This is a genomic window from Hephaestia caeni (assembly GCF_003550065.1).
GTDB classification, from domain to species: Bacteria; Pseudomonadota; Alphaproteobacteria; order Sphingomonadales; family Sphingomonadaceae; genus Sphingomonas; species Sphingomonas caeni_A.
Genome location: NZ_QXDC01000004.1, coordinates 355,804 through 381,511 on the forward strand (window position 1 = coordinate 355,804; position 25,708 = coordinate 381,511).

Genomic DNA, 25,708 nt, shown 5'->3' on the forward strand with positions numbered 1-25,708 from the left:
ATGTTCCGACGCCCCTCGACCCGCTATGGCAAGACCCCCGAACCCGAGACGCCCTACCAGCGCGCAGCCCAAGCCTGGGATGACCGTATAGGCTCGGCGCGCGTGCAAGCGAAGAACTGGCGGCTCGCCTTTTTGGGCACGCTCGTCCTCTCGGGCGGTCTCGCCGCCGGTCTGATCGTTCAGGGCGCGCGCGGCACGATCGTCCCCTGGGTTGTCGAGGTCGACAAACTTGGCGAAGCCCAGACCGTAGCGCCCGCCGAGGCCGGCTACCGGCCCAGCGACCCGCAAATCGCCTTCCATCTCGCGCGTTTCGTCGAGCAGGTCCGCAGTGTCCCGGCCGACCCGGTCGTCGTCCGTCAGAACTGGCTGCGCGCGTATGACTTCACCACGGATCGCGGCGCGCTGGCGCTCAACGACTATGCCCGCACCAACGACCCGTTCGCCAATGTCGGCAGGGTCCAGGTCGCGATCGACGTCTCCAGCGTGATCCGCGCGTCTCCGAACAGTTTCCGCATCGCCTGGACCGAGCGTCGCTATCAGGACGGCCAACTGGCCGGCACCGAACGCTGGTCGGCCATCCTCACCATCGCCATTCAGCCGCCGCGCAATCCCGAGCGGCTGCGCAAGAATCCGCTGGGCGTGTTCGTCACGGCGATCAACTGGTCGAAGGAGCTGGGCCAATGAACATGATCCAAAGGGCGTATTTCCGTAAATCCGTAATTCCGGCTTTGCTGATCTCCGCATCCACGCTGGCGGGCTGCGCCACTACATCGGCGAAGCCCTCCGCGATCAGCTATGATGATGCGCCAGCCATCGCGGCGACACTCACACCCGAGGCGCCGGCCTCGGTCGAGATCGTCACCCTAGCCGAACCGCTGCCGCTGCCCGGCCAGTTGATGCCGGTCGAGGAACGCCGCAGTCCGCCTGAACCGGCCGATCCCTCCGCCCGTGTCAGTCAGGCCAACGCCGCCGCGCGTGTGCAGCCGGTGCGCGACGGGTTCATCAACGCCATCCAGCTTTACCCCTGGACCGAGGGGGCGCTCTATCAGGTCTATACCGCCCCCGGACAGGTGACGGACATCGCCCTTCAGGAAGGCGAGCAACTCGTCGGTCCGGGTCCGGTCGCAGCCGGCGACACCGTGCGCTGGATCATCGGCGACACGATAAGTGGCGCAGGCGCGAGCAGCCGGGTGCATATCCTGGTCAAGCCGACCCGGCCCGACCTCACCACAAATCTCGTCATCAACACCGACCGGCGCACCTATCATCTTGAGCTACGCGGCACGCAGCGCACGTGGATGGCGTCGGTGTCGTGGCATTATCCGCAGGACCGGCTGATCGCATTGCGCGGCCAGAATACGACAGCGGCGGGATCGGCGCCGGTCGCCACCGGGGTTGATGTCGCGCGGCTCAACTTCCGCTACCGCATCGAAGGCGATAATGCGCCGTGGCGCCCGGTCCGCGCGTTCGACGACAGCGCCCAGGTGTTCATCGAGTTTCCGGCCGGGATCGGCCAGGGCGAAATGCCGCCCTTGTTCGTGATCGGTCCCAATGGCGGCGGCGAGCTGGTCAACTATCGGGTGCGCGAGCGCTATATCGTGGTCGACCGGCTGTTCGCCGCCGCCGAACTGCGTCTGGGTGAGCATCCCCAGCAGACCGTGCGCATCGTCCGCGACGATGCCCGTCAACGGGGTGGGAACCGGCGATGAGCGTGGAACCCGAAGCACCGGAACAGGGGCGCCCGTCCCTCGCGGCGTCGACACCCGCCGAACCAGCACCGCTTGCACCCGCAGATCCCGCCGGGTTTCGCCTGCGCGGCGAGGTGCCGCGCGTGATGCGCCTGTCGCGCAAAGTCATCACCGGCATCGGCGCGGTCGGCGCGCTCGCGGTCGGCGGCGCGCTGACGTTCGCGCTCCAGGGCCGCGACGGCGATGCGCCCGCCGAACTCTACAACACCGACAATCGCGCCGTGACCGAACGCGTGACGAGCGGACCGCAGGACTATGCCGCGCTTCCGGGCATCCCCCCTTTGGGCGCACCGCTCCCTGGCGACCTGGGGGGCCCGATCCTGTCGGCCCAGCAACGCGGGAAGAACGTGCCGATTCCCCCGGTCGGCGGAGGCGCTGGACAGCCGACCACCGGCCCGACACCTGAAGAACAGGCCCGCCAGCGCGCCGTGCAGGAACGCGAGGTGGCCATGGCGAGCCGGCTGTTCCTTGGCGGCCAGAGTGGCGCGGCGCCTGCTGGGCAGGGTTCGGCTGAGCCCGCACTTGCCGGCCTCAACCTCGCCGCGCTCAATGCCGCCGCCGTTCCGCCAGCGCCGGTCCCACCCGACGGCCCGAACATGCAGAGGTCCAAACAGGAGTTTGTCGAACGCGGGCCGGAGAGCCGCACGCTCAATGCCGGGCGTCTGACCGACCCGGTCTCGCCCCATGTCGTCCAGGCCGGCAACATCATCGCGGCCGCCCTCATCACCGGCATCAGTTCCGACCTGCCGGGGCAGGTCACGGCCCAGGTGACCCAGAATGTCTATGACAGCCCGACCGGACGGATATTGCTAATCCCGCAGGGATCTCGACTAATCGGCGACTATGACAGCCAGGTCGCCCATGGCCAGCGCCGCGTGCTGCTGGCCTGGAGCCGGCTAATCCTGCCCGATGGCCGCTCGATCACGCTCGACCGTCTGCCGGCGGGTGACGCAGCGGGCTATGCTGGCCTTGAAGACCGGGTGAACCAGCATTGGGGCGGGATCGCGCGCGCCGCCGCGCTCTCGACCCTGCTCAGCATCGGTGCGGAAATGGGATCGGACTCTGACGACGACATCGCCCGCGCCATCCGCGACGGTGGGCAGGATACGTTCAACCAGGCCGGGCAGGAGATTGTCCGCCGCCAGCTCAACATCCAGCCTACGCTCACCATCCGGCCCGGCTATCCGGTCCGTGTGCTCGTGTCTCGCGATTTGGTGCTCGCGCCGTGGAGGACAGCACGATGACGAAACTCAAGCTGGGCCTGCTGACCGAAGATCGTCCAGTGAAGATCACGGTCGAACTGCCCGCCGCCACCTTCAGGGATCTCACGCGATATGCCGAGATACTGGCGCACGAGAACGGGGAAAGCGCCGGATCGATCGAACCCGCAAAACTGGTGGCGCCGATGATCGCCCGGTTCATGGCCACAGACCGTGCGTTCCTCAAATTAAGGCGGGCGGCGGCTGAGTCGTAAAGGGAGAGCGAAGCCATCAGACCGATGAAATAGCGCGCCGCAGTAGTGTGTGCAGTGACGTCATACACGTCCGACAGTTCAAGAGGGCGCTTTCGGGGTCGCGTTAACCTCGTCCCCTGGCCCAAGACTGCCAATGCTTGCCCAATCTGATGTTCCGCGGCGCGCGCGACCCGCCATCACATGGGCCGCGCTGATAAAGCGCCGCAGCACCGGATTGTCGTTGCCCGGCGACCAGATTGCACTGAACGGCACAACATCGGCCTCCTCAGCGAGCGGCCGCATGACAACGCCGGGAATGCCAAGTGCTACCCACCCCTCTGACACCAGGCTGATCCCAAATCCCATGCCGACCATGCTCATCAGCATTTCCTGCTGAACACCGCGTCGCTCGATCACCGGATAATGGCTGTAATCAGCAATGCGCATCACGACATAGTCATGGATTTCCGGCCCAGGAGGGTATTCCGAAACCATGAACTGTTCATCGCGAATGTCTGACCAATGCAGTTCCAGACGCTCGGCAAGCGGATGATCCTGCGGCAACGCGACATGCACTCGTTCCTGCCAAAGCTCAGCAGTGTCGCAACCGATCACTTCGGCATTCCCGGTCGCTATCACCACATCGAGGGAATGGCGGCGAACCTCGCTGATATGCACACGGCGATCACCCTCGCGAACATCGATGCGCACCAGCGGATGAGCGTTTCGGAACTCAAGCACCAGATCGCGCAGAAAGCCGCCAGCCAATGAGGTGAACACGCCTATGCGCAACGTTCCCTGTTCGCCCCGTCCAGCCTGACGCGCAGAAGCAATTGCGCTATCAAATTGGAGCATCACACACCGGGCATGCATGAGAAAAGACTCGCCGGCGAGTGTCGTGCGCACGCCACGCGCACCACGCTCAAACAAGGTTACTCCAAGGTTTTCTTCCAGCAACCTGATGCGCTTGCTGACACCCGATTGCCGAACCCCGAGCGCGCTCGCCGCCGCGCTGAAGCTGAGATACTCCGCCACGACAAGCGCCTGGACGACCGAAACCAGATCTATTCCACGGGACAACAGCCGGCTGGCGAAGGCAAGATTTTCCTTATCCGCCAATGTTATGTGCCTGTCGGCCATTTCCAGTCATAACCTGGGAATCACCTGCCGGCATCTTAGCCTTGCCCGAGCGAGGACGTCGGAGTCAGCGCGAGAGCGGCAATCGGAAGAACAAAAGGCTTCATCATTTTCTCCGTCTTCCCTGCACAATGGCTATACGCACAGCGCGTGTGCATCCCTCACGATGAAACTTCCAAGGGGGTGTGAGCGCTCACGCAATGCCGTTCGTGCGGCAACTGGAAGAGCGCCGACGTCGGGGTCAGCAAACGGATCGAGGCCAAGGTCAAGGTGGGCGCGGCCAAGAAGCCCGCCGAGGGGATGGGCGAAGGTTGAACAACCGCGGCCACGGTGCTTGCAACGTCTTCGTGGCCGCAGAAAAGGAAAGCGCCAGATTTCGATAATTTCGATCTCAGGTTTCCGCCCTCGACCATACATGTTGTCGAGGGCGGGATGAGTTGCGGAACGACTATGAGTTATGCTGCAAGGCGCTCCTTGCCGACTTCCTTTTCCGGGACATCGGACCGGGGCGCAAGGAACCGGGCCAGCGCCGCCTTCCTGGAGCCGCGATCAAGGGCGTAGTGCGTGTGGGACAGTTCTGCCCCGTCCATCAGGGCCTGGATGTATCCCGAGACAGTGTCTGCCGCCATGACCAGTGCCGCATCGAGCGTATGCACGTATCGGCTGGTGATCGACCCCGATGCGTGGCCCAAAAGCGCGGCGATCGTGATCTCGGTAAATCCGAGGTCATTGGCTATGCTGGCGAAGCTATGGCGAAGGACATGGGCCGTGACGTCCTTCAGTTCGGTGTCCTGGAAGATCTTCTCCCAATGGCGGGGAAAGCTCCCGAATGCCTTCTCATCATCCCGGCCCGGAAACGCATAGAGGCTTTCACCCTCGGTGCCCTCTGACCGCCGTTCATCAAAATATTCCAGGACGGGGAGCCCGATTGGTCGGACAGACTGCCCTTCCTTGGTGTCGTCCAGCCGGAACGCGCTGCCTGCGCTATCAATTTCCGACCATCGGACCTCGATGATTTCGGCACGGCGGCAGCCTGTCAGGGCCAGCAACTGGATGATCTCCGTGGTCCGCGTATATCTATCATCGAGGGCCGCATCTTTCAGAATGCGTCCCAGCGCCCGATACTCATCCTCGTTCAGCCGGCGTGTCCTCACGGCATCCTTGGGCTTGCGCACCCCATGGGCCGGATTGATTTCGATGATCCCAAGTTCATCGCGCGCATAGCTGAGAATGCCACCCAGCAGCCCGACGGTGCGGCTCGCCGCGCCATATCCCCCACGAACGACGGACCTGCCGCGCAGCTTCGTGGTCTTTTCGCTGAGGCGCGTCTTCCCCGCCATGATGTCCTTCATCATGGCGGTCACATCCGCCTTGGTCAGGTGGGTAACCTGCACCTTGCCTATCAGCGGAATTATATGCCGGTTGATGCGACCGAGGTCAGTGACTTTGGTGCTGGCCTTCTTCGGACGGCCACCCTTACCGAGAATCCGGCCCTCCTCAAGTTCCTTGATATAATGCTCGCAAAGCTCCTTCACCGTTATCGCCTTGCGGGCGCTGTTGCGGTTCTCCAGCGGGTCGTTGCCTTTGGCGACTTCCGCCAACGCCTGGATTGCAAGCGTGCGGGCCTGTTCAGCGGTCACCGTGCCGTGACGACCGAGTTTCATGCGCCGGCGGACATTGTTGGCGTTTCGGTAGTCCACGAAGTATGTTCGCGTGCCCGACGGCAGGATGAAGGCGCCGAAGCCCTTCAGCTCACTGCACCAGATGGTGTATTGGCTTTCGCGCGGCAGCGACTTGTCGACGACGGATTTTGTTAGCTTTGGCATATTCACCTCGCCAGAGAGGTCCAAAAAAACTCACCAAAAACTCACCAACAAATCGAAAAGGTTGGCGTCCATTGGGGTATCTTGGCGGACCCTCGTTGTCAAGAAAACCGATAAGATACAACATCTTATCGGGCTTTGGCGAGGGTTGGCGCAGTCTGGAGTAGCGTTGCGTTTCTAGCTCCGAAGGCAGAGGCCACAGGTTCGAATCCTGTCGGGTGCGCCAAATTCTCTACTAAAATCAGTTCTTTGAAGCGATGCTGGCTTCCCCATTTCTGGCCTGGCCGATCGCGAAACTCACCAGCTCCGACAGTGACGCCCTGCTATTCCCCTGGATTTCTGCAGAAAATTCGTAGCGCGAATCTCACCAGCGACTGAACTCGGAGTGATCGGACATCCAACGAGGAAGCGCGATCAGCCGGCTCAAAGCGGTGCCGATCAAACAAGCGGCTCGCGCGATTCGGCCGTGCGTTCCGCAGGCAAAAAAGCCCCCCCAAGGTCGGATATTCAGCTCAGGATCGCCGGACGCAGGACCTGCTCGCAAAACGTCCGAAAGCTCGTCACACCCCGCTCGATGGCGGCATGCGATGCGGCATCGTCGATGCCTTCCTCCTTGGCCCGATACATATCGACATAGCCTTGCGCCAGGGATTCGCTCGCGCCGCGGTCGAGAAACTGCTGCCGGAACTGCGCGTAGCTGATCTGCCGGTAGCGAACCTCGCGGCCGAGCACGTCCGACATGATCGCCGCCTGGTCATTGAAGGACAATTCCTCCGGCCCAAGCACCGGGACATCCTCCTGTCCCGTCCAGTTCTCGTCGCCGAGCAGACGGGCGGCGACCGCGGCCATGTCACGGGTCGCGGTGAACGGCAACTTCTTGTCGGGATCGATAGGCCCGAAGAACAGGCCACTGTCTCTGATCGCACTGGCCTGCCGCGCGGTATTCTCCATGAACGACGGCATGGCGAGGCCGCGGAAGGCGGCGCCGCTCGCCATCAGCATGTCGTCGGCCCGGATCGATGCACTCACCGGGCCGGCCTTTTCCTGCCAGGGCGTCCCGCGCCCCAGCGCGGTGATGGAAACGACCCGCGGCACGGCGTGCCACCGCAATGCTTCCGCCGCGGGTCGCGTGAAGCCGAGCCAGGCTTCGTCAAGGCTCCTGGTCATATCGGGCGGGACGAGCCAGAACACGGCATCGGCGCGGCTGAAGGCCCGGTCCACGATCGCGGCGTCGCCATGCGACCCTTCGACGATTTCGGTTCGCTCGCGCACGTCGGCGGGCAGTCTGCCGGCATCGCGCACGATGAGACGCAAGCGGGCGCCGGCGGTGAGGAGATGGCTGACGACCTTGCTGCCGATCTGGCTGGTGGGGGCGGTAACGACGATCATGGTGTTTCCCTGTGACTCGGGGCTGTTCAAAGGCGGATCGTGAGTTCGATGTCCTCCGCGAACGGCACGGACCGATAGCCGCTATCCGGTGCGCGGACGCGTTCCACATAGGGCGGGCAGAAGTCGGCATTGTCCGCGACGATCAAAGCTCCCGACCGCAGGCGCGATGCGACAAGATCTAGGACATCCGGATAGAGCGCCTTCGCGCCGTCGAGCAGCAGCAGGTCCACGCTCTCGGGCAGATCGCTTGCGAGCGTTTCCAGCGCGTCGCCTTCCCGGAACTCGACGAGGTCGGCAAGACCCGCCTCGGCAAGATTGGCTTTGGCGCGGACGACCTTCGACGGTTCGAACTCGCTCGTGATGAGCCGTCCCCCGCCATTATCGCGCAGCGCGGCGGCGAGGCAGATCGTCGACAGGCCGAAGGAGGTGCCGAACTCGACGACGGATGTCGCCCGCATCGAGCGTGCCAGCATGTAGAGCAGGTCGCCCGTCTGGCGCGAGACGGCTAGCGGCACATCCTTCATCCGGCTGTAGAGGTCTCTGTAATCGGTGCGGCTGCGCACCAGCCGCGCCTTGTCCTCGGCGGTTAGGCCGTTCCAATAATCCGCGATCGAGGGCGTGGTCGCAGGATCGGAAGCATCGGCTTCGGTGAAGAGCCGGTCGAGCAATGGGGCAACCGGGCTCGCGGTCAGAGTGGTCATGGAAAGCTCCTTGAAAAAGCGTCTTGCGATGCATCGAAAAATACGAATAGTTCGTCAGGTTCGCTATTCGCATCCCGGAGGACGACCATCGCGCAGCGCCCAAGGCCGCAGCTTTCCTCGCGAAAACAACCCAGGCAGGCCCGCGCGAATGACCTCGTCGCGGCCGTGCTGGACGCGGCTGTTCAGGTTCTGCGCGCCGAAGGGGCGGCCCGATTCACCACGGCCCGCGTCGCGGAGCGGGCGGGTGTGAGTGTGGGATCGCTGTACCAGTATTTCCCGAACAAGGCGGCGATCCTGTTCCGGCTCCAGAGCGACGAGTGGCACCAGACGAGCGAATTGCTGCGCGAGATATTGGAGGACAGGCGCCAACCGCCCCTCGAGCGGCTGCGAACGCTTGTCCATGCGTTCCTTCGCTCGGAATGTGACGAGGCCGAAGTACGGATGGCGCTTGGCGACGCGGCGCCGCTCTACCGTGATGCGCCCGAAGCCGACGCCGCGCGCGAGGCTGGATCGCTCATCATCCTCGATTTCATGCGAGAAGCCCTGCCGGGACTCCCACAGGAGACGATCGCGCGCACCGCCGATCTCATCGAAACGACGCTGACGCAGGTCGGTAGCCGCTTCTCGGAAACGCAGAGAGCGGAGCAGGAGATCGCGGCCTATGCCGACGCCATGGCGGACATGTTCGGCGCATTCCTCACTCAGTTGGCAGGCAAAGTCGGATAGCCGCAGATATTGTGCAGCCGGCGGATTCGCCTGCTTCTCCAGGCATACGGGCTACTGTCCGCCACGCCGGGCCTTGGAGGCCAAATAATCCGCAAGCCGTCATCGAAGCGCAATGCTCAGGCGATTCCGAATTGCGCGATCAGCATATCGGTAAGCAGATCGGCCTGCCGGATGAGTTCAGCGCCCGCGGTTCCCTCGTCCGTCGTCCGCTCGGCGAAGCTCGTGGTTAGGAGCACGATGAACCGAACGATGAAGTCGAGGTCATTCGACGTACTGCTCTTGAGGGCCTCCGCAACGAAGCGCTGCGTCATCTCCTCACCCGCCGAGAGGAGCGCCCGAAATTCCTCGGTTTCCCGCAGGTCCACCGACGCTGCACGCAACGCGCGGCGCAGATCGACCTCCGCTGCTTCGATCAGAAAGAACTCGCGAACGAAATCGCGCAGCTTGACGCCATGTTCGTCGCCGGGACGCGTCAGGATGGGGGAAAGCCGCGCAAGTTGCCGATCCCATGTTTGCCGCACGATGTGGAAGACCAGCGCCTCCTTGTTCGGAAAATACTGGTAGAAGGAGGCAATATTCACGCCTGCCTTGTCGGCCACCTTGTTGGCCGTGAACCCGCCGAGTCCCTCGCGGGTCAGAATATAAGTAGCTGCCTCCACCAATGCCTCGACCGTCGCAATGGCACGGCGCTGCCTGGGCAGCTTCTTCGGGGCTATATCGATGCGGCGGGCCAATGGGGCGGCTTTCCAGCGGAATGTGATTAGTTAACGCAATCATTTACTTATATTTTGTCTGCCGAGACATCAAGCCGATGGAAGGCAGACTCATGCAGAATCGAGAAGAAGCCCCGATCGTCATCATCGGTGCGGGCGTTGCGGGACTAACCCTGGCGACGTTCCTACATACGGCCGGCATACGATGCGTCGTGCTGGAACGGCGGGACCGCGCCTATGTCGAGACGCGGCAGCGCGCGGGCGTGGTGGATGCGCAGAATGTGCGGATGTTTGAACGCTGGGACCTGGCGGATCGGCTGCTATCGGGGCCAGTGGCACAGACGATCGAATATCGCGTCAACGGCGTCGGCCGCGTGTTCGAAATCCTGGGTGACGAGGCGAGCGAGGGCCGGTTCTGCACACAGCAGATGCTGGTCACTAACCTGCTGCGCGTGCTGATCGACGAAATCGGCGGCGACGTGCGCTTCGGCGTAAGCGAGATCACCATCCGCAACGAGGACGCTGTTCGCCCGCAAGTGGGCTATCGCGATGCCGGCGGCGCGCACGCCATCGATTGCGACTATATCGCGGGTTGCGATGCCGACCGGGGCGTCAGCCGTGCCTCGATTCCCGATGGCGTACTGACCACGATCACGCACGAATTTGGTTATGCCTGGCTCGCCGCGCTGGTCGAGGCGCCGGTGACCGGCCACCCGATCATGGGTATCAGCGACCACGGTTTCGTCGCCCAACTCCCGCGCGGACCAAAGCGCAGCCGCTATTATCTCCAGTGCGCTCTCACAGACGGGCCGGAGGATTGGCCCGACGAGCGCATTTGGGACGAGATTCGTCTGCGGACCGGCGACAGCGCTCTCGAGAATGTGGAGATCCACGACAAGGACTTCGTGCCGCTGCGCTCCGTCATGCGTTTCCCGATGCAGCACAACCGCCTGTTTCTGGCTGGCGATGCAGCGCATCTCGTTCCGCCGACGGGTGCCAAGGGCATGAACCTTGCGCTGTTCGACGTGGATATGCTGGCCCAGGCGTTGGTCAGCGCCCTGTGCGATGGCGAGGTCGCTGCGCTGGCTGGCTACTCGGACACGGTGCTGCCACGGCTGTGGCGCTATCAGGAGTTCAGCGCCTGGATGACCGACACCATGCACGACGCCGGCAATCCGGCGCTCCATGGTCCATTCCGGCAAATGACGGCGCGTGCCCGGCTCGACGAACTGTTCAGCTCGCCGGTAGCGGGACGCCTCCACAGCGATTTCCAACGCGGTGTCGCCTAAAGTCATCGGTATCGTCGCACTGGCGACGATCGCCTTGGGACTCCGCAACGCCGCTATCCGTCAACGCGAAGTACAATAGCGCAATGCTCACCCCTCCTCGGGGCTCGCCGCGGCCAAGCTCAAGCGACCCTCACGGCTGATGGCTGTGCTGCTCGATGAACTCGCTGTAGCAAAGGTCGAAGACCTGCATCTTCCGATGCCCACCGACCCGCGCCTTCGCAAGACCATCGACCTGATGATGGCCTCGCCCGCAGATCGGGGAACGCTCGATGCCTGGGCCGACAAAGCGGGCCTGAGCGCGCGGACGTTGGGGCGCCTGATGAGCCGGGAGACGGGCATGAGCTTCGGGCGCTGGCGCCAGCAGCTCGGCGTGATCCTCGCAGTGGAACGGCTCACGGGCGGGGCCTCGATCCAGCAGGTCGCCACTAATCTCGGCTATGAGAGCGTGCCAAGCTTCGTGACCATGTTTCGCAATGAGCAGCGACAGCCGGCAGCAGGCCATCGGTCCGGATGCCGGAGGTGGGCTACGCCCTGGCGACGGCATCTTCGAGCGTGTGCCGGAAATAAACGCGCGGCGGCTTCATGCCGTGAACGAGAAGGGTGCGGCGGACGGTCGGCTTTGCGCCCGCGATATAGACGGCCGCACCGCGCTGGCTGGCCTTGCGCACAAAGCCCTCGATCGTCGCGGCGCCCGTCGAATCCAGCATCGAAACGGCCGACAGGTCGAAAATATACGCCTTTGGTCGATCGCCGATCCGATCCAGCGCCGCGCCGACGGCGGCCGCAGCGCCGAAGAAGAACGCACCGGAGACGCGCACGACAGCGACATCCGGATCGGTCGCAAGGCCCGCCTCATAAGGATGGCGTCCGTTCCCATTGACGGTGTCGGCCCTGTCTTCTTCGGCAATCGACACGACGTTTTCGACTTCGGCTGCCTGCGCCATGCGGTGCAGGAACAGCAGCGAGCTGAGCGCGAAGCCGACCAGGATCCCTTGCGTCAGATCGCGGAAGATCACGAGCAGGAACGTCACGAGCAGGACGACGGCGTCGCCCCGCGAGGCGCGGATCAGCGTCGCGAATTCATGCTTCTCTGCCATGTTCCAGGCGACCACGGCGAGCACGCCCGCCAATGCCGCCAGCGGAATGTAGGACGCGAGCGGCGCGGCGATCAGGATGAAAAGCAGCAGAAAGACCGAATGCAGCATCCCGGACACCGGGCCGTGCGCGCCGGCGCGCACGTTGGTCGCGGTGCGGGCGATATTGCCGGTGACGCAGATACCGCCGAAAAGCGGAGAGGCGATGTTGGCGATCCCCTGAGCCAGCAACTCGCAATTCGATCGGTGCCGGCGTCCGGTCATGGAATCGGCGACGACCGCCGAGAGCAGGCTCTCGATGCAGCCGAGTAGCGCGAACGACAGGGCGTTGGGCAACACCGCGATCACGCGTGCATAGCTGATGTCCGGCAGATGCGGCATCGGCAGCGCCTGCGGGATACCGCCGAAACGGGTGCCGATCGTCTCGACCGGCATGCCGCTCAATGCGGCAACGGCAGCGGCGATCGCCACCGCGATGATAAAGGACGGCCAATGCGGCCGAAAGCGCCGGACGCCCACGATGATCGCGATCGTGCCCAAGGCAACCAGCACCGCCGCCGGATTGATCGTCGGCAGCGCACCGCCGATCGCCACCAGCTTCGGCAGCAGCGGCCCCGGCTCTTTGGCCAGGCTCAGGCCCAGCAGGTCCCGGATCTGGCTTGCGAAGATGATCATGGCGATGCCGGCGGTGAAACCGACGGTGACCGGATAGGGAATATATTTGATGAAGGTGCCGAGCCGCAGCAGCCCGATCGCCGCCAGCATCAGCCCGGACAGGAACGCCGCCAGCAACAGGCCCTCGACACCGTGCTGCGCGACGGTCGCGGAAACCAGCACGATGAATGCGCCGGCCGGCCCGCCGATCTGAAAACGGCTGCCGCCGAACGCCGAGACGATGAAACCGCCGATGATGGAGGTGTAGAGCCCCCGATCCGGCGTCACGCCCGATGCGATTGCGATCGCCATCGAGAGCGGCAGCGCGACGATCGCGACCGTCAGGCCCGAAATCGTATCGGCCTTCAGGTTCGCCAGCCCATAGCCTTCCTTCAGGACCGTGAACAGCTTGGGCGTATAAAGGTCCAGAAAACTCGGCTTCGCTATCGTGGCGGCCATGACGATCCTTTCTTCTGCCACCTGTCGGGCGGGATCGTCGGCCGGATGATCGTGGTCGGCGCCGCGCGTTTGTTCGTTCGGAGGGCGAGGATCAGGAGGGTGATGCCTTCAACCGCACGCCGCGCCCGCCGCCCGCGCTCACGGCATTGTCGCCGATCAATTCGATCCCGGCCTTGTCGAGGGCCTCGATCAGCTTGATCAGCGTATCGATCACGCCGCGGACATTGCCCTCGCTCGCTTCCATGCGCTGGATGGTCGGCACCGACAGGCCGGCCATTTCCGCCAACTGGCGCTGGTCGATCCCAAGGAGCGCGCGCGCCGCGCGCATCTGTGCTGCCGTGATCATTATAGACTCATGCCTTAGAATGCTAAGTACATATATGAAACATGATCCCTGATGTCGAGCATATCAGCGCCGTGAGCGCGGACGGCGTGGCGAAAGCGGCAGAAACGGCGATTGGGCGTCCTCAAGGCACGTGAGCACCGGAAGCGCGAAAAGCCGCCGTTTTCAGGCCGCCAGAACGGAATATCGATCGACCCTAATATTCCGCGCCGGCGGCCCCTATCTTCGGCAGGTCCGTGCGCCCCCGCCGGGCGTCGTCGTCGAGGAGAGTCGCATGTCCACCAAAGCTTACGGCGCCCACGCCGCCGATCGCCCGCTCGAGCCGCTAACGATCACTCGCCGCGAGCCCGGCCCCCACGATGTCGTTATCCAGATCGCCTATTGCGGCGTCTGCCATTCGGACCTTCATCAGGTCCGCAGCGAGTGGGGCGGCACGCATTACCCGTGCGTCCCCGGCCATGAGATCGTCGGCCACGTCCGCGCGGTGGGCGACGAGGTGACCGATTTCGCGGTGGGGGAGACGGTCGGCGTCGGCTGCATGGTCGATAGCTGCCAGGCGTGCCCATCCTGCGAGGAGGGGCTCGAGCAATATTGCACCGGATCGGGCTTTGTCGGCACCTACAACGCCCCGACCCCCGACGCGCCCGGCCACACGCTGGGCGGCTATTCGCAAGCGATCGTGGTCCGCGATAAGTTCGTGCTCAAGATCCGCCACCCTGAGGAACAACTTGCCGCGGTGGCGCCGCTGCTGTGTGCGGGGATCACCACCTATTCGCCGCTCAGGCATTGGAAGGCGGGGCCGGGCAAGAAGATCGGGGTCGTCGGGATCGGCGGGCTCGGCCATATGGGGATCAAGATCGCACACGCGATGGGCGCGCATGTCGTCGCCTTCACCACCTCCGAGAGCAAGCGTGACAGCGCCCGCGCGCTCGGCGCCGACGAGGTCGTCAACTCGCGCACCGCCGAGGAGATGGCAGCGCACGCGGGCAGCTTCGACATGATCCTCGATACCGTCGCCGCCAACCACGATCTCGATGCCTTCGCCAAGTTGCTCACCCGTGACGGCACGCTCGTGCTGGTCGGCGTGCCCGAACATCCGCACCCCGCCCCCAATGTCGCATCGCTGATCTTCAAGCGCCGCGCGATCGCCGGGTCGCTGATCGGCGGCATCGCCGAGACGCAGGAAATGCTCGATTTCTGCGCCGAGCACGGCGTCGTCTCCGATATCGAGATGATCCGCATCGAACAGATCGACGAGGCTTATGATCGGATGCAGCGCAGCGACGTGAAATACCGCTTCGTCATCGACAATGCGACGCTGGCCGCCTGATGCGGGAACCTCTGGCGGCACCGCGCATCTGATCGTGCAGGGCAAGCGCTCGCGAGGACGGGCGCCAGACCCTATATGCTGATCTGACGCGGGGCCGCCGGCCACCAGGGCCGCCAACGACACTTGCCCGCGCCGCGCGCACGAGCAAGGAGACAGGCAATGGGGCAGGATTCTTCGCCACCGACCGGACCAGATTTCACGCAAGGCATCCCCCTCGCCGGGATCGCCGACGACGGCGTGCTGGCGGGCCATGTCGGCGACGAGGCCGCGCTGCTGGTGGCGCGGGACGGCGACTTGTTCGCGGTCGCTGCCACGTGCACGCATTATGGCGGGCCGCTGGCCGAAGGGCTGGTGGTCGGCGAGACGATCCGCTGCCCGTGGCACCACGCCTGTTTCAACCTGCGCACCGGCCGGCCCCATGCGCCGGCGCTCAACGACCTCAAACGCTGGCGGGTGGAGGTGCGCGACGGCCGCGCCTTCGCCCGCGAAGAATTGCCCGAACATCGCGCGCCCGAACTGGCGGCTCCCGCCCTGCCCGCTTCGATCGTCGTCGTCGGCGGCGGCGCGGCGGGCAATGCCGCCATCGAAACGCTGCGGCGCGAAGGCTATCAGGGACCGATCACCCTGATCAGCGCCGATGCCGCCTTGCCTTGCGATCGGCCCAATCTGTCGAAGGATTATCTCGCGGGGTCAGCGCCGCCCGAATGGATTCCGCTGCGCTCGGCCGATTTCTATGTCGATCGGCGGATCGACGTGCGGCTGCGCACCCGCGTCACCGTGATCGATCCGGCGCGGAAATCGCTCACGCTCGACGACGGCAGCCAGCTCGAATACGGCGCGCTGCTTCTCGCGACCGGGGCCAGCCCCGTCCGGCTCGCGATCCCCGGCACCGATCAGCCGCATGTCCACGTCCTGCGGACGCTGGCGGACGCCGACGCGCTGATCGCGCGGCTCGATACGGCGAAGCGCTGCGTCATCGTCGGCGCGAGTTTCATCGGCCTCGAAGCCGCGGCATCGCTCAGCACGCGCGGGATCGAGGTGCACGTCGTCGCCCCCGACAAGCGGCCGATGGAACGCGTGCTGGGCGCGGCAATCGGCGACGCGGTGAAGGCGCTCCATGAAGCGCATGGGGTGATCTTCCATCTCGAAACCACGCTCACCGCGATTCACCCCGATCGCGTGACCTTATCGACCGGCGCCGACCTGGCCGCCGACCTGGTTGTCACCGGAATCGGTGTCCGCCCCGATATCGCGCTTGCCGAGGCCGCCGGGCTCGCCACCGACCGCGGCGTGCTGGTCGACGCTTGCTTCGAAACGAGCGCGCCCGGCATCTTCGCGGCGGGCGATATCGCGCGCTGGCCCGACGCGCGGTCCGGCGACAATATCCGCGTCGAACATTGGGCAGTCGCCGAGCGACAGGGCACGGCGGCGGCACGCAACATGCTCGGCCGGCGGGAGCGCTTCGCCGCGATCCCGTTCTTCTGGAGCCAGCATTACGACGTCGTGATCAACTATGTCGGCCATGCCGAACGATGGGACCGGATCGAGATCGACGGCGATCCCGCCGCGCACGATTGCACCGTGACCTATTGGCGGCAGGATACGCGGCTTGCAGTGGCGACGATCGGGCGCGACCGCGCATCGCTCGACGCCGAGGCCGCGTTCGAAAGCGCGCTATCGGCATGATCCGCCTCAAACTCAAGCGTGCGTACGAACCCGCCACCCCCGAGGATGGCGTCCGCATCCTGATCGATCGACTGTGGCCACGCGGGGTGAGCAAGGCCAGCGCCGCGCTCGACGACTGGATGAAAGAGATCGCGCCGAGCACCGAATTGCGCAAATGGTTCGGCCACGATCCGGCGCGCTGGGACGAATTCCAACGCCGCTACCGCGCCGAACTCGCCACGCATCCCGCCGAACTCGAACGCCTGCGCGCGCTGGCCGAAAAGCACGTCGTCACCCTGGTCTATAGCGCGCATGACGAGGCGCATAATGATGCCGTCGTCCTGCACGAGGTTCTGACCGGCGGGGGCTGAGGCGCCAGCGTCCGATGATGCTACGCTGATCCGTTCGCCCCCGACTTCACGGTCTCGCTGACGCGAGACGGAGACAAAACGCGCCGTCTCTCTCCGCGTCTCCGCACCGCCGCGCGAACCATTCTTCACGCGCCACTGCGGTGATGCCCTCCTTCTCCCGCACCCAAGTTCTCCCGCGAAAGCGGGAGTCCAGGGTCATACCCGACCGACTCGAAAAAGAATGATTCACCCGGAGGCGCGGAGACGCGGAGATATATCGTTCGCGGCACCGTCGCCCGCGCCAGCGGCCCAATCACGTCCCGGCAGACACGGGCATCAAGGTCTCGCTGACGCGAGACGGAAGCAAAAGCACGCCGACTCTCCGCGCCTCCGCGCCTCCGCGCGAACCAATTCTTCTTTTTCGTGCCTTCGCCGGGGCAGGCTCTACCCCATCCCGCCGAGCGCATTCACCGCGAACGCCACGATGCCCATGTTGAACACGAACGCCGCCATCGACTGGATCAGTACGACGCGGCGAATGCGCGCGCCGGTAACTGCGATGTCCGAGGTCTGGAAGGTCATCCCCAGCGTGAAGCTGAAATAGAGGAAATCCCAATAATCGGGGGTCGGTGTTTTGGGCACCTCCAGCCCGCGACGATCACCGCCGCCCTCGGCCTCGAGATAATAAAGATGCGCATAGTGCAGCATGAACACGGTGTTGGCGAACAGCCAGGCCAGCGCCAGCGTGACCACGATCAGCGCGATCGCGGGCCAATCGAGCGTGGACTTGCCGGCAATGAGCGTGCCGACCGCGACCAGGATCACCAGCGAGAGCATCACCGTAAGCACGAGCAACCCGCCGCGCCGGGCGTCGTTGGCAGCAGCCGTGCGTCGCATCGTCGCGGCATCGTCGTTGAGCAACGGCGTCAGCGCGGCGAGAAAGACGATCGCGGCCAGATCGAACCCGATCAGCAACGCGATCCGCGGCGGCACCCCGATCATGACCGCCGCGACCGCCGCGACCACGAATACCGCCCCGAACACGAAGAATCGCGCAGGCGCGATCCGCTTGGCGATCACGATTTCCGATGCGGTGTCCGACGGCGCGGTCATCGCCTGCGCCTAGGCCGCTGTGACGAGGACCGGGATCGCCTTGGCGGCGGGCGTCCCGCTGGTCGGATCATAATGATCGAGCGGCAGCAGCGGGTTGAGTTCGGGGAAATATCCGGCAAGCGACCCGCGCGGCATCGGATAGTCGATCACCGTGAGCCCTTCGACGCGCCGCGAGACGCCGTCGCCGCTAATCGTTTCGACGGCTACCCGCGCCTGTGGCGCCAGCCCCCGCTCGGCACGGTCGTCGGCGTTCATGAACAGCACCATGCGATCGTTATACACCCCGCGATAGCGATCGCTGTAGCTGTAGATCGTGGTGTTGAACTGATCGTGCGAGCGCACCGTTGCCAGCCGAAGCATCGCGCGGTCGTCGACCGGCGGGTTCACTTCCAGCCCCGGCAAAACGAGGAAATTCGCCTTGCCGTTGGGGGTCGGCCAGACGCGGCGGCGCGGCGGAATATCGAGGTGGAACCCGCGCGGCGCTTTGATCCGTTCAGAAAAATCGCTGTATATCGCGGGATAGACCTCGGCGATCTGATCGCGGATCAAATCGTAATCGTCGATATAGCTTTCCCACCGCACGTTGCTGTCGGGCAAGGTCGCGCGCGCCATCCGGCAGACGATCTCGACCTCGGGCAGCAGATCGGGGCTGGCGGGCTCCAGCACCCCGCGCGAGGCCGACACGTTCGAGAACGAATCCTCGATCGTGATGAACTGTTCGCCCGCTGTGGTGCGGATTTCCTCGGAGCGCGCGATCACCGGCAGGATCAGCGCGTCGCGGCCGTGGACGACGTGCCCGCGGTTGAGCTTGGTGGTGATCGCCACCGTCAGCGCGAGCCCGCGCATCGCCGCATAGGCACGCTCGGTATCGGGCACCGCACGGACGAAATTGCCGCCGAGGCCAATGAAGACCTTCGCGGTCCCGTCGAGCATCGCCGCCACCGATTCCACCGTGTGATGGCCGTGCTCGCGCGGCGGCTCGAACCCGAACACGTCGCGCACGCGATCGAGATAGGCCGGGGTCGGCTTTTCATCGATGCCGACGGTGCGATCGCCCTGCACGTTCGAATGCCCACGGATCGGCGATATGCCCGCACCGGGCTTGCCGAAATTTCCTTTAAGCAACAGCAGATTGGCGATCTGCTGCACCAGTTGCGAGCTTTTGCGGTGCTGGGTGATCCCCATGCCGTAGCAGATCATCGTCGCGCGCGAGGCGTTATAGATATCCGCACAGCGGCGGATCTGGCCCTCGTCGACGCCCGATGCCACGACGATCTCGGCCCAACTCACGCCCATCACATCGGCGCGCAGCGCATCCAGCCCGGCGGTATGCTCGGCGATGAAATCGTGGTCGAGCACCTCCTCGCCCCCAGCCTCGCGCTCGAACAGCGCGCGCATCATGCCCTTGAGAAACGCGAGATCGCCGCCGATCCCGATATGGACGAATTCGCTCGCGATCGCGGTCGATCCGAAGATGGCCATCTGGACGACGTCCTGCGGCTCGGTGAAGCGCATCAGCGCGCGCTCGGGCATCGGGTTGACGACGACGATCGGCACGCCGCGTTTGCGTGCCTCGACCAGGTTGGTCATCATCCGCGGCGCGTTGGTGCCGGTGTTCTGGCCGATCACGAAGATCGCCTCGGCGTGCTCGAAATCCTCCATGACCACGGTGCCCTTGCCGACACCGATCGCATGGGGCAGCCCCCGGCTGGTCGGCTCGTGGCACATGTTCGAGCAATCGGGGAAGTTGTTGGTCCCGAATTCGCGCACGAAAATCGAATAGAGAAACGCCGCCTCGTTCGGGGTGCGGCCCGACGTATAAAATTCGGCCTGATGGGGGCTGTCGAGCGCGCGCAGATGTTTGGCGATCAGCGCGAACGCGCTATCCCAATCGCACGGCACATAACGGTCGGTCGCCGCATCATAGCGCATCGGCTCGGTCAGCCGACCCTGCATCTCCAGCCAGTAATCGGACTGTGCCATCAGCTCCGAGACGGTGTGCTGCGCGAAGAATTCGCGCGTGACGCGGAATTTGGTCGCCTCGTGCGCCAGCGCCTTGGCGCCGTTCTCGCAGAAATCGAGCGTCTTCTTGCAATCCGAATCGGGATAGGCGCAGCTCGGGCATTTGAAGCCGCCCGGCTGGTTCATCGACACCAGTGCGCGCGAGCCCTTGGTGACGACGCTTTGCTGGAGCAGCACCTTCGCCGTCGCCGCCGCCGCGCCCCAGCCGCCCGCTGGGCGATCATAGGTCTTATAGCGGGGCCGGTCCTCAGCCATGATTCAGACTCCGAAGCACTTGGCGACGTCGATGCCGGTAAAGCACGTTCCGCCGCGGTTGGCGACCCGCATCGGTCCGCGGCGCTACAGCCCGAGCGCGCGGAGTGTGGCGCGGACGCTCGGCAGCAATTCGGCCTCGAACCACGGATTCTTGGCGAACCACGGCTGGTTGCGCGGCGACGGATGCGGCAGCGGCAGGAAGCCCAGCGGCAGATACTCGCGCCACGCGGTCACCGTTTGGGTCAGCGTCGGCTTGCGCCGCGCGCCCAGATAATAGCTTTGCGCATATTGGCCGATGAGCAGCGACAGCGCGATATCGGGCAGTTGGGCAAGCAGCTTCGCATGCCAGAGCGGCGCACATTCGGGGCGCGGCGGATTGTCCCCCGACGCTGCCTTGCCGGGATAGCAAAACCCCATCGGCACGATCGCGACCTTGGCCGGATCGTAGAATTGCGTCGCGCTCAGCCCCAGCCAGCCGCGCAGCCGATCGCCCGACGCGTCGTTCCACGGCACCCCGGTTTCGTGCACCTTGCGCCCCGGCGCCTGGCTGATGATGCATAGCCGCGCGGTGCGCCCCGCCTGCACCACCGGCCGCGGGCCGTACGGTAATTGGGCGGCGCAAACGCGGCACGCGCGAATGTCGTCGAGCAATTGCGCCAGCGGATCGTGCATGGTCCGCGATTACGACCCGATGCCTGGAGAACGCAAGCAGAGGGTGGGCTTATCTCACCCGAGCGGATGGTCCGCCGCATAAGCACGCGACGACACCTCGTCGAGATGGTGCAGCAGATCAGCCGGATCGTCATAGACGCGCAGTGCCCAGCTCCGTTCGAGTTCCTCGCGGCCGTAACCGCCCGAGAGCAGCCCCACCCCAAGCGCACGGCACCGCGCCGCCGCCAGCATGTCCCACACGCTGTCGCCAACGACGATCGCATGATCGATCGGCACCCCGAGCCGCCGCGCCGCCTCGACGAACAGGTCGGGATCGGGCTTGGCGAACCGCACCTGATCGCGCGTCACCACCACATTCTGGTCGGGATCGACCCCAAGCGCACGCAGATTGACCCCCGCAGTCTCGATCCGCCCGCTGGTCGCGATCGCCCAGGGCACGCCCATCGTCGTCAGCGTCTCGAGCAGTTCGCGCGCGCCCGGCAGCGGAACGACATCATCGGCCAGTCGGTGATAAGCCTCGGCATGGCGCGCGCGCAGCCGCTGGATCATCGTCGCGTCGATCGGCCGGTCGATCTCGCGCAGCAATTGATCGGCGAACAGCCCGCCGCTCATCCCGATCTTGCGGTGGATGCGCCAGATCGAAAGCGCGATATCCTCCGATCGCAGCGCCTCGTGCCACGCGAGCACATGCTGGTACACGCTGTCGACCAGCGTCCCGTCGAGATCGAACAGGAACGAATTGCGTACCATCACATCGGCCCTCGTCACGCCACCCTTCGCATGCGTCGCGGTTGCTCAGCCGAGGTTGGCGACGAAATCCTTCGCCTGTCGGGCGACGGTGTCAACGCCGTCGCCGGCGCGGTAGAGCGCGGAGCCGAGGCCGAAGCCGTTGGCGCCCGCCTCGCGCCACGGCCGCATCGTGGTGGGCGTGACGCCGCCGACCGCGAGCATTGGCGTCTCCTTCGGCAGCACCGCGCGATGCGCCTTGAGCACCGCAGGCGATGCGCCCTCGGCGGGGAACAGCTTGAGCGCGGTGGCGCCGGCCTCGAGCGCGGCAAACGCTTCGCTGGGGGTGAAATAGCCCGGCAGCGAGGCCATGTCGGCGGCCACCGTCGCGCGGATCACCTGCGGGTTGGTGTTGGGCGAAACCACCATCCGCCCGCCCGCCGCCGCCACGCCGGCGACCGCATCGGTCGTCAGCACCGTGCCCGCGCCGATCATCGCGCGATCGCCGACCGTCCGCACCAGCCGCGCGATGCTCTCCAGCGGATCGGGCGAGTTTAGCGGCACCTCGATCAGCGTGAACCCGGCGTCGACCAGCGCCGCGCCGATCGGCTCGACCTCGTCGGGCCGCACCCCGCGCAGGATCGCGACCAGCGGGCAGCGCGCAAACGCGGCGGCGAAATCAACAACGGCGGTCATCCAAGCAACTCCTCGATTCGGGTAACGCCCGCGACGAACGCCGCATGGCTGTCGATCCTCTGCGTCGACGCGCCGACCATGCCGATCGCGCGGGCATAGAGAGCCCCCAGCGCCTCGTCGGCAAGCAGGTAAACCGTCTCACCCGGGCGCACATGCGCGCGCACGTCGGTGCCGATCAGCAGCCCGCTGACATAGGAAGCGGCCGTGCCTGCCACACGCAGCCCGAGCACGCTCGCCGCGCGCACCCCGAACAGCGCACCGAGCAGATCGTCCCGGCCGGCATCGGCAACGCCCTCGCCGAACGCGGTGTCATCGGCGACGGCGCCGGTCATCTCCTGCCCGATCAGTGCATGTGCCTTGAGCAGCGCGAACAATTCGCCCGTCATCGCGGTAACGAAATCGGCGAGCGCACCATCCTTCATCCACGCCCATTTGCAATGCGTGCCGGGTTGGCACAGCAGGCTGTCGGGCGGCACCATCCCCGCCGCCGCGGCACCCAGCAATTGCACTTCCTCACCGCGCATCACATCGCCGCGCCCGGCCACCGATCGGCTGACACCTGGCACGATCGCGACGCCGTCGATCGGCCGTACCGCCTTCGCCGCGAGGGCATCGATCGTCGCCGGCGCGGCCACATAGCCCGCATCGATCCAGCCGCGGTTCGATCCCACCATCCCGGCGAGCACGATCGGCACGTCGCTGTAGCGCGCGCGCAGCGAAGCGACCTCGGCGTCGAAGCCTCCGGGCTCGACGGCCAGGATGCCGCGGTCGTCGCGGGTCGTCGCGACGACCGCGCCGTCCTCGACCAGATAGGCGCGTCGATTGGTCGTGCCCCAGTCAACGGCGAGGAAGCGGCTCACCAGAAGGTCGCGTAGAGCGCGATGAGGATCGCGCAAACGATGAGCGCGGCGATGTTGAACCCGGTGGTCGTGCGGAAGGTCACGCCCTCCATGACGATCCGGTTGCTGCCGACCCGCGCCGGCCGCGCCAGCGAGACGATCACCGCCAGCGCCAGGCTGAGGAAGAAGACGATCGTCATCCGGTTGAGGAACGGCACCGCGTTGAGCGAGGCGATGCCGCCCCAATCGGCCGGGAACCAGAAGACGAAGCTGAGCACCACCGATGCGATGGCGCCGACCAGCGCCCCCGCCTCGGTCGCGCGCGGCCAGAACAGGCCGAGCAGGAAGATGATCGTGATCCCCGGCGTGACGAAGCCGGAGAATTCCTGGATGTACTGGAACGCCTGATCGAGACTGCCCAGCAGCGGGCGGGCGGTGAGGATCGCGAGGATGATCGCCACCACGGCGGCGCTGCGCCCGATCAGAACCAGCCTTTTCTCCTGCCCTTCCTCGCCCGCGGAGTCCTCGGCGCGCGTTTTGACGTGCTTGAACTTGGCATAGATATCGAGCGTGAAGATCGTCGCGATCGAATTGATCTTGGAGGCGGTCGAGGCGATGATCGCGGCGATCAGCGCGGCGAAGACGAGCCCGAGCAACCCGGTCGGCAGCAGCGCCATCATCGACGGATACGCTTCGTCGGGCCGGGAGAGGTCGGGCGCGAGAATGACCGCCGCGATGCCCGGCAGCACGATGATCACCGGCATCAGCAGCTTGAGGAAACCCGCGAACACCACCCCGCGCTGCGCCTCGGCCAGGCTCTTGGCGGCCAGTGCGCGCTGGATGATATATTGGTTGAACCCCCAATAAGAGAGGTTCGCGATCCACATGCCGCCGATCAGCACCGCGAGGCCAGGCAGTTCCTTGTAATGCGGATTATCGGGGGAAAGGATCATCTCGAAATGATCGGGCACGCGCCGCGTGAGTTCGGCGAAGCCCCCGATAACGCCGGCATCGCCACCGATCTTGCCCAGCGTCAGCCAGGCGATGACGAGCCCGCCGAACACCAGCAGCGTGACCTGGACGATATCGGTCAGCGCCACCGCCTTGAGTCCGCCCTTGAGCTGATAGAGCAGCGCGAAGGCGCCGAGCCCGATCAGCGCCACATCCTGATTGACCCCCGCGACCTGCGTCACCGCGATCGACCCGAGCCAGATGATCGATGTCAGGTTCACGAAGACGTAGAGCAGCAGCCAGAACACCGCCATCACGGTGCGGATGGTGGGGCCGAACCGCTGTTCGAGGAACTGCGGCATCGTGTAGATTTCGTTCTTCAGGAAGATCGGCAGGAAGAACTTGCCGACGATCAGCAGCGTCAGCGCCGCCATCCATTCGTACGAGGCGATCGCCAGGCCGATCGCATAGCCCGATCCCGACATGCCGACGATCTGTTCGGCCGAGATATTGGCCGCGATCAGCGACGCGCCGATCGCCCACCAAGGCAGGTTCTTCGAGGCGAGGAAATAATCGGATGTGTTCTTCTGGTGCCCCGCCTTTTCGCGCGACACCCATTGCGCTAGGCCGAAAATCGCAATCGCATAGACCACGACCACCACGATATCGATCGTTCCGAGTCCCATTCGGCCCATCCCATCCATCAACCTTGAGCGTCTTTTATATGATCGATCGCACTTGTCGAGACGCTTCTTATCTGCGAAACAATCCTTCTGGTCTGGGTGGGAGAGGCACGGTGGCAAGTTCGGTTCCGAATCCGCAGGGCGCGGGGCTGGCGCGCAATCAGCTCGGGCGGAACCTGACCTATGGCCTGCTCGAGGCGCTGGGGCGGGCGATCGTGGTCGGCGATTACAAGACCCGCCCCTTCCCCACCGAGGCGGAGCTTGCCAAGACGCACGACGTCAGCCGCTCGGTGACGCGCGAGGCGGTCAAGATGCTCACCGCCAAGGGGCTGCTCGGCGCGCGCCCCAAGCAGGGCACCTTCGTCCAGCCCGAAAGCAACTGGAACCTGTTCGACACCGACGTGCTGCGCTGGCTGCTCGAACGGCGCTCGTCGATCAGCCTGCTGCGCCAGTTCAACGAATTGCGCATCGCGGTCGAGCCGCAGGCCGCCAAGCTCGCCGCCACTCGCGCCACCCCGCCCGATGTCGCCGCGATCGGCGCCGGGCTGCACCGCATGCGCGAAGCCGAGGTTGGGCGCGACGACACGCTCGACGCCGACATCGCGTTCCACGTCGCGGTGCTCTACGCCTCGGGCAATCCGTTCTACGCGCAGTTCCGCGACGTGGTGGATACCGCGCTGCGCACCTCGATCCGCTTCACCAACCGCATCGCCGGCCGCTCGGCGAGCATCGACGATCACGCCGCCGTTCACGAAGCGATCGCCGCCGGCAAGCCCGACCAGGCCGAACATGCGATGCGCAACCTGATCGACGACGTCCTCGTCCTGATCGAACAGGTCGTCGCCGACGATCCCGCCTAGCCTCAACGACAGGAACC

General features: G+C 65.1%; 24 protein-coding genes and 1 pseudogene. 11 read left to right on the top strand and 14 right to left on the bottom strand.

Annotated elements, in window-relative coordinates; all coding sequences use genetic code 11:
* Genes trbF through DFR49_RS16250 form a run of 4 tightly spaced genes read left to right on the top strand, consistent with a single transcriptional unit; the run spans window position 1 to window position 3,222 of the window.
* Entirely contained in the window at window positions 1–684 is a 684-nt protein-coding gene (gene trbF / locus DFR49_RS16235) for a conjugal transfer protein TrbF (protein WP_119036733.1), read from the top strand.
* A 2-nt stretch (window positions 685–686) separates the two neighbouring features.
* Window positions 687–1,709, top strand: a complete 1,023-nt coding sequence (gene trbG, locus DFR49_RS16240) for a P-type conjugative transfer protein TrbG (RefSeq protein ID WP_119037253.1) — start codon at window positions 687–689, stop codon at window positions 1,707–1,709.
* A complete protein-coding gene (locus tag DFR49_RS16245) occupies window positions 1,706–2,992 on the top strand; it encodes a TraB/TrbI/VirB10 family type IV secretion system protein (protein ID WP_119036734.1) in 1,287 nt (428 codons plus the stop codon). Before trbG ends, DFR49_RS16245 begins: the two co-directional genes overlap by 4 nt.
* The gene (locus DFR49_RS16250) at window positions 2,989–3,222 is read left to right on the top strand and encodes a DUF2274 domain-containing protein (protein ID WP_119036735.1); all 234 of its coding nucleotides are present in this window, start codon (window positions 2,989–2,991) and stop codon (window positions 3,220–3,222) included. Before DFR49_RS16245 ends, DFR49_RS16250 begins: the two co-directional genes overlap by 4 nt.
* Window positions 3,223–3,300: 78 nt before the next feature.
* On the opposite strand, the gene DFR49_RS16255 is transcribed toward DFR49_RS16250, so the two are convergent.
* From DFR49_RS16255 to DFR49_RS16270, 4 genes are all read right to left on the bottom strand, one after another.
* Window positions 3,301–4,320: a LysR family transcriptional regulator gene (locus tag DFR49_RS16255; RefSeq protein ID WP_170151037.1), complete on the bottom strand. Its 1,020-nt coding sequence runs from the start codon at window positions 4,318–4,320 to the stop codon at window positions 3,301–3,303.
* A gap of 473 nt (window positions 4,321–4,793) precedes the next feature.
* Window positions 4,794–6,164 carry a tyrosine-type recombinase/integrase gene (locus DFR49_RS16260; protein ID WP_119037254.1) on the bottom strand — a complete coding sequence of 457 codons (1,371 nt, stop codon included), beginning with the start codon at window positions 6,162–6,164 and terminating at the stop codon, window positions 4,794–4,796.
* A gap of 504 nt (window positions 6,165–6,668) precedes the next feature.
* Entirely contained in the window at window positions 6,669–7,550 is an 882-nt protein-coding gene (locus DFR49_RS16265; protein WP_119036737.1) for an NmrA family NAD(P)-binding protein, read from the bottom strand.
* Between the two features lie 26 nt (window positions 7,551–7,576).
* Window positions 7,577–8,251: an O-methyltransferase gene (locus DFR49_RS16270; RefSeq protein ID WP_119036738.1), complete on the bottom strand. Its 675-nt coding sequence runs from the start codon at window positions 8,249–8,251 to the stop codon at window positions 7,577–7,579.
* Between the two features lie 165 nt (window positions 8,252–8,416).
* Between DFR49_RS16270 and DFR49_RS16275 the strand changes: the two genes are divergently transcribed.
* Entirely contained in the window at window positions 8,417–8,977 is a 561-nt protein-coding gene (locus DFR49_RS16275) for a TetR/AcrR family transcriptional regulator (RefSeq protein WP_245968603.1), read from the top strand.
* Between the two features lie 116 nt (window positions 8,978–9,093).
* On the opposite strand, the gene DFR49_RS16280 is transcribed toward DFR49_RS16275, so the two are convergent.
* The gene (locus DFR49_RS16280) at window positions 9,094–9,711 is read right to left on the bottom strand and encodes a TetR/AcrR family transcriptional regulator (protein ID WP_119036740.1); all 618 of its coding nucleotides are present in this window, start codon (window positions 9,709–9,711) and stop codon (window positions 9,094–9,096) included.
* Between the two features lie 92 nt (window positions 9,712–9,803).
* On the opposite strand from DFR49_RS16280, the gene DFR49_RS16285 reads away from it, so the two are divergent.
* Together DFR49_RS16285 and DFR49_RS22575 are read left to right on the top strand one after the other, a co-directional pair.
* Window positions 9,804–10,979, top strand: a complete 1,176-nt coding sequence (locus DFR49_RS16285) for a 4-hydroxybenzoate 3-monooxygenase (protein ID WP_211325919.1) — start codon at window positions 9,804–9,806, stop codon at window positions 10,977–10,979.
* Window positions 10,980–11,217: 238 nt separating this feature from the next.
* Window positions 11,218–11,445 (top strand): annotated as a pseudogene (locus DFR49_RS22575) (helix-turn-helix domain-containing protein); the annotation flags it as partial.
* Window positions 11,446–11,503: 58 nt separating this feature from the next.
* Here the strand turns inward: DFR49_RS22575 and DFR49_RS16295 are convergent.
* Window positions 11,504–13,186: a SulP family inorganic anion transporter gene (locus tag DFR49_RS16295; RefSeq protein ID WP_119036742.1), complete on the bottom strand. Its 1,683-nt coding sequence runs from the start codon at window positions 13,184–13,186 to the stop codon at window positions 11,504–11,506.
* Between the two features lie 91 nt (window positions 13,187–13,277).
* Window positions 13,278–13,532 (bottom strand): helix-turn-helix domain-containing protein, encoded by a 255-nt coding sequence (locus tag DFR49_RS16300; protein WP_119036743.1) that lies wholly within the window; start codon window positions 13,530–13,532, stop codon window positions 13,278–13,280.
* 271 nt (window positions 13,533–13,803) lie between these two features.
* Here DFR49_RS16300 and DFR49_RS16305 point away from each other — a divergent pair, with 271 nt between their 5' ends.
* The 3 genes from DFR49_RS16305 to DFR49_RS16315 all read left to right on the top strand — a co-directional run bounded on the left by DFR49_RS16305 (window position 13,804) and on the right by DFR49_RS16315 (window position 16,895).
* A complete protein-coding gene (locus tag DFR49_RS16305) occupies window positions 13,804–14,859 on the top strand; it encodes an NAD(P)-dependent alcohol dehydrogenase (RefSeq protein WP_119037255.1) in 1,056 nt (351 codons plus the stop codon).
* A gap of 159 nt (window positions 14,860–15,018) precedes the next feature.
* A complete protein-coding gene (locus tag DFR49_RS16310) occupies window positions 15,019–16,545 on the top strand; it encodes an FAD-dependent oxidoreductase (RefSeq protein ID WP_119036744.1) in 1,527 nt (508 codons plus the stop codon).
* A complete protein-coding gene (locus tag DFR49_RS16315) occupies window positions 16,542–16,895 on the top strand; it encodes a DUF488 domain-containing protein (protein WP_119036745.1) in 354 nt (117 codons plus the stop codon). The genes DFR49_RS16310 and DFR49_RS16315 overlap by 4 nt, the downstream gene beginning before the upstream one ends.
* A gap of 423 nt (window positions 16,896–17,318) precedes the next feature.
* Here DFR49_RS16315 and DFR49_RS16320 read toward each other — a convergent pair whose 3' ends face one another.
* From DFR49_RS16320 to DFR49_RS16350, 7 genes are all read right to left on the bottom strand, one after another.
* The gene (locus tag DFR49_RS16320; protein WP_119036746.1) at window positions 17,319–17,987 is read right to left on the bottom strand and encodes a DUF1345 domain-containing protein; all 669 of its coding nucleotides are present in this window, start codon (window positions 17,985–17,987) and stop codon (window positions 17,319–17,321) included.
* A gap of 9 nt (window positions 17,988–17,996) precedes the next feature.
* The gene (locus tag DFR49_RS16325) at window positions 17,997–20,264 is read right to left on the bottom strand and encodes an FdhF/YdeP family oxidoreductase (RefSeq protein ID WP_119036747.1); all 2,268 of its coding nucleotides are present in this window, start codon (window positions 20,262–20,264) and stop codon (window positions 17,997–17,999) included.
* 84 nt (window positions 20,265–20,348) lie between these two features.
* Window positions 20,349–20,936: a uracil-DNA glycosylase family protein gene (locus DFR49_RS16330; protein WP_119036748.1), complete on the bottom strand. Its 588-nt coding sequence runs from the start codon at window positions 20,934–20,936 to the stop codon at window positions 20,349–20,351.
* 54 nt (window positions 20,937–20,990) lie between these two features.
* The gene (locus tag DFR49_RS16335; protein WP_211325920.1) at window positions 20,991–21,704 is read right to left on the bottom strand and encodes an HAD family hydrolase; all 714 of its coding nucleotides are present in this window, start codon (window positions 21,702–21,704) and stop codon (window positions 20,991–20,993) included.
* 27 nt (window positions 21,705–21,731) lie between these two features.
* A complete protein-coding gene (locus tag DFR49_RS16340) occupies window positions 21,732–22,358 on the bottom strand; it encodes a 2-dehydro-3-deoxy-6-phosphogalactonate aldolase (protein ID WP_119036750.1) in 627 nt (208 codons plus the stop codon).
* Window positions 22,355–23,221 carry a 2-dehydro-3-deoxygalactonokinase gene (locus tag DFR49_RS16345; RefSeq protein ID WP_119037257.1) on the bottom strand — a complete coding sequence of 289 codons (867 nt, stop codon included), beginning with the start codon at window positions 23,219–23,221 and terminating at the stop codon, window positions 22,355–22,357. The genes DFR49_RS16340 and DFR49_RS16345 overlap by 4 nt, the downstream gene beginning before the upstream one ends.
* Window positions 23,215–24,834, bottom strand: coding sequence for a sodium/sugar symporter (locus DFR49_RS16350; protein ID WP_119037256.1), 1,620 nt, complete (start codon window positions 24,832–24,834; stop codon window positions 23,215–23,217). Before DFR49_RS16350 ends, DFR49_RS16345 begins: the two co-directional genes overlap by 7 nt.
* Before the next feature lie 110 nt (window positions 24,835–24,944).
* Between DFR49_RS16350 and DFR49_RS16355 the strand changes: the two genes are divergently transcribed.
* Complete coding sequence (locus DFR49_RS16355) at window positions 24,945–25,691, top strand: FadR/GntR family transcriptional regulator (RefSeq protein WP_245968604.1); 747 nt, start codon at window positions 24,945–24,947, stop codon at window positions 25,689–25,691.
* Window positions 25,692–25,708 lie beyond the last annotated feature (17 nt).

What these genes read in the sequence shown, in the direction of transcription:
- DFR49_RS16350 (WP_119037256.1), bottom strand. Translation starts at nt 24,834, where the DNA reads ATGGGACTCGGAACGATCGATATCGTGGTGGTCGTGGTCTATGCGATT.
- DFR49_RS16285 (WP_211325919.1), top strand. Translation starts at nt 9,804, where the DNA reads ATGCAGAATCGAGAAGAAGCCCCGATCGTCATCATCGGTGCGGGCGTT.
- DFR49_RS16320 (WP_119036746.1), bottom strand. Translation starts at nt 17,987, where the DNA reads ATGACCGCGCCGTCGGACACCGCATCGGAAATCGTGATCGCCAAGCGG.
- DFR49_RS16325 (WP_119036747.1), bottom strand. Translation starts at nt 20,264, where the DNA reads ATGGCTGAGGACCGGCCCCGCTATAAGACCTATGATCGCCCAGCGGGC.
- trbF (WP_119036733.1), top strand. Translation starts at nt 1, where the DNA reads ATGTTCCGACGCCCCTCGACCCGCTATGGCAAGACCCCCGAACCCGAG.
- DFR49_RS16245 (WP_119036734.1), top strand. Translation starts at nt 1,706, where the DNA reads ATGAGCGTGGAACCCGAAGCACCGGAACAGGGGCGCCCGTCCCTCGCG.
- DFR49_RS16250 (WP_119036735.1), top strand. Translation starts at nt 2,989, where the DNA reads ATGACGAAACTCAAGCTGGGCCTGCTGACCGAAGATCGTCCAGTGAAG.
- DFR49_RS16295 (WP_119036742.1), bottom strand. Translation starts at nt 13,186, where the DNA reads ATGGCCGCCACGATAGCGAAGCCGAGTTTTCTGGACCTTTATACGCCC.
- DFR49_RS16300 (WP_119036743.1), bottom strand. Translation starts at nt 13,532, where the DNA reads ATGATCACGGCAGCACAGATGCGCGCGGCGCGCGCGCTCCTTGGGATC.
- DFR49_RS16260 (WP_119037254.1), bottom strand. Translation starts at nt 6,164, where the DNA reads ATGCCAAAGCTAACAAAATCCGTCGTCGACAAGTCGCTGCCGCGCGAA.
- DFR49_RS16305 (WP_119037255.1), top strand. Translation starts at nt 13,804, where the DNA reads ATGTCCACCAAAGCTTACGGCGCCCACGCCGCCGATCGCCCGCTCGAG.
- DFR49_RS16340 (WP_119036750.1), bottom strand. Translation starts at nt 22,358, where the DNA reads ATGACCGCCGTTGTTGATTTCGCCGCCGCGTTTGCGCGCTGCCCGCTG.
- DFR49_RS16330 (WP_119036748.1), bottom strand. Translation starts at nt 20,936, where the DNA reads ATGCACGATCCGCTGGCGCAATTGCTCGACGACATTCGCGCGTGCCGC.
- DFR49_RS16270 (WP_119036738.1), bottom strand. Translation starts at nt 8,251, where the DNA reads ATGACCACTCTGACCGCGAGCCCGGTTGCCCCATTGCTCGACCGGCTC.
- DFR49_RS16315 (WP_119036745.1), top strand. Translation starts at nt 16,542, where the DNA reads ATGATCCGCCTCAAACTCAAGCGTGCGTACGAACCCGCCACCCCCGAG.
- DFR49_RS16265 (WP_119036737.1), bottom strand. Translation starts at nt 7,550, where the DNA reads ATGATCGTCGTTACCGCCCCCACCAGCCAGATCGGCAGCAAGGTCGTC.
- trbG (WP_119037253.1), top strand. Translation starts at nt 687, where the DNA reads ATGATCCAAAGGGCGTATTTCCGTAAATCCGTAATTCCGGCTTTGCTG.
- DFR49_RS16310 (WP_119036744.1), top strand. Translation starts at nt 15,019, where the DNA reads ATGGGGCAGGATTCTTCGCCACCGACCGGACCAGATTTCACGCAAGGC.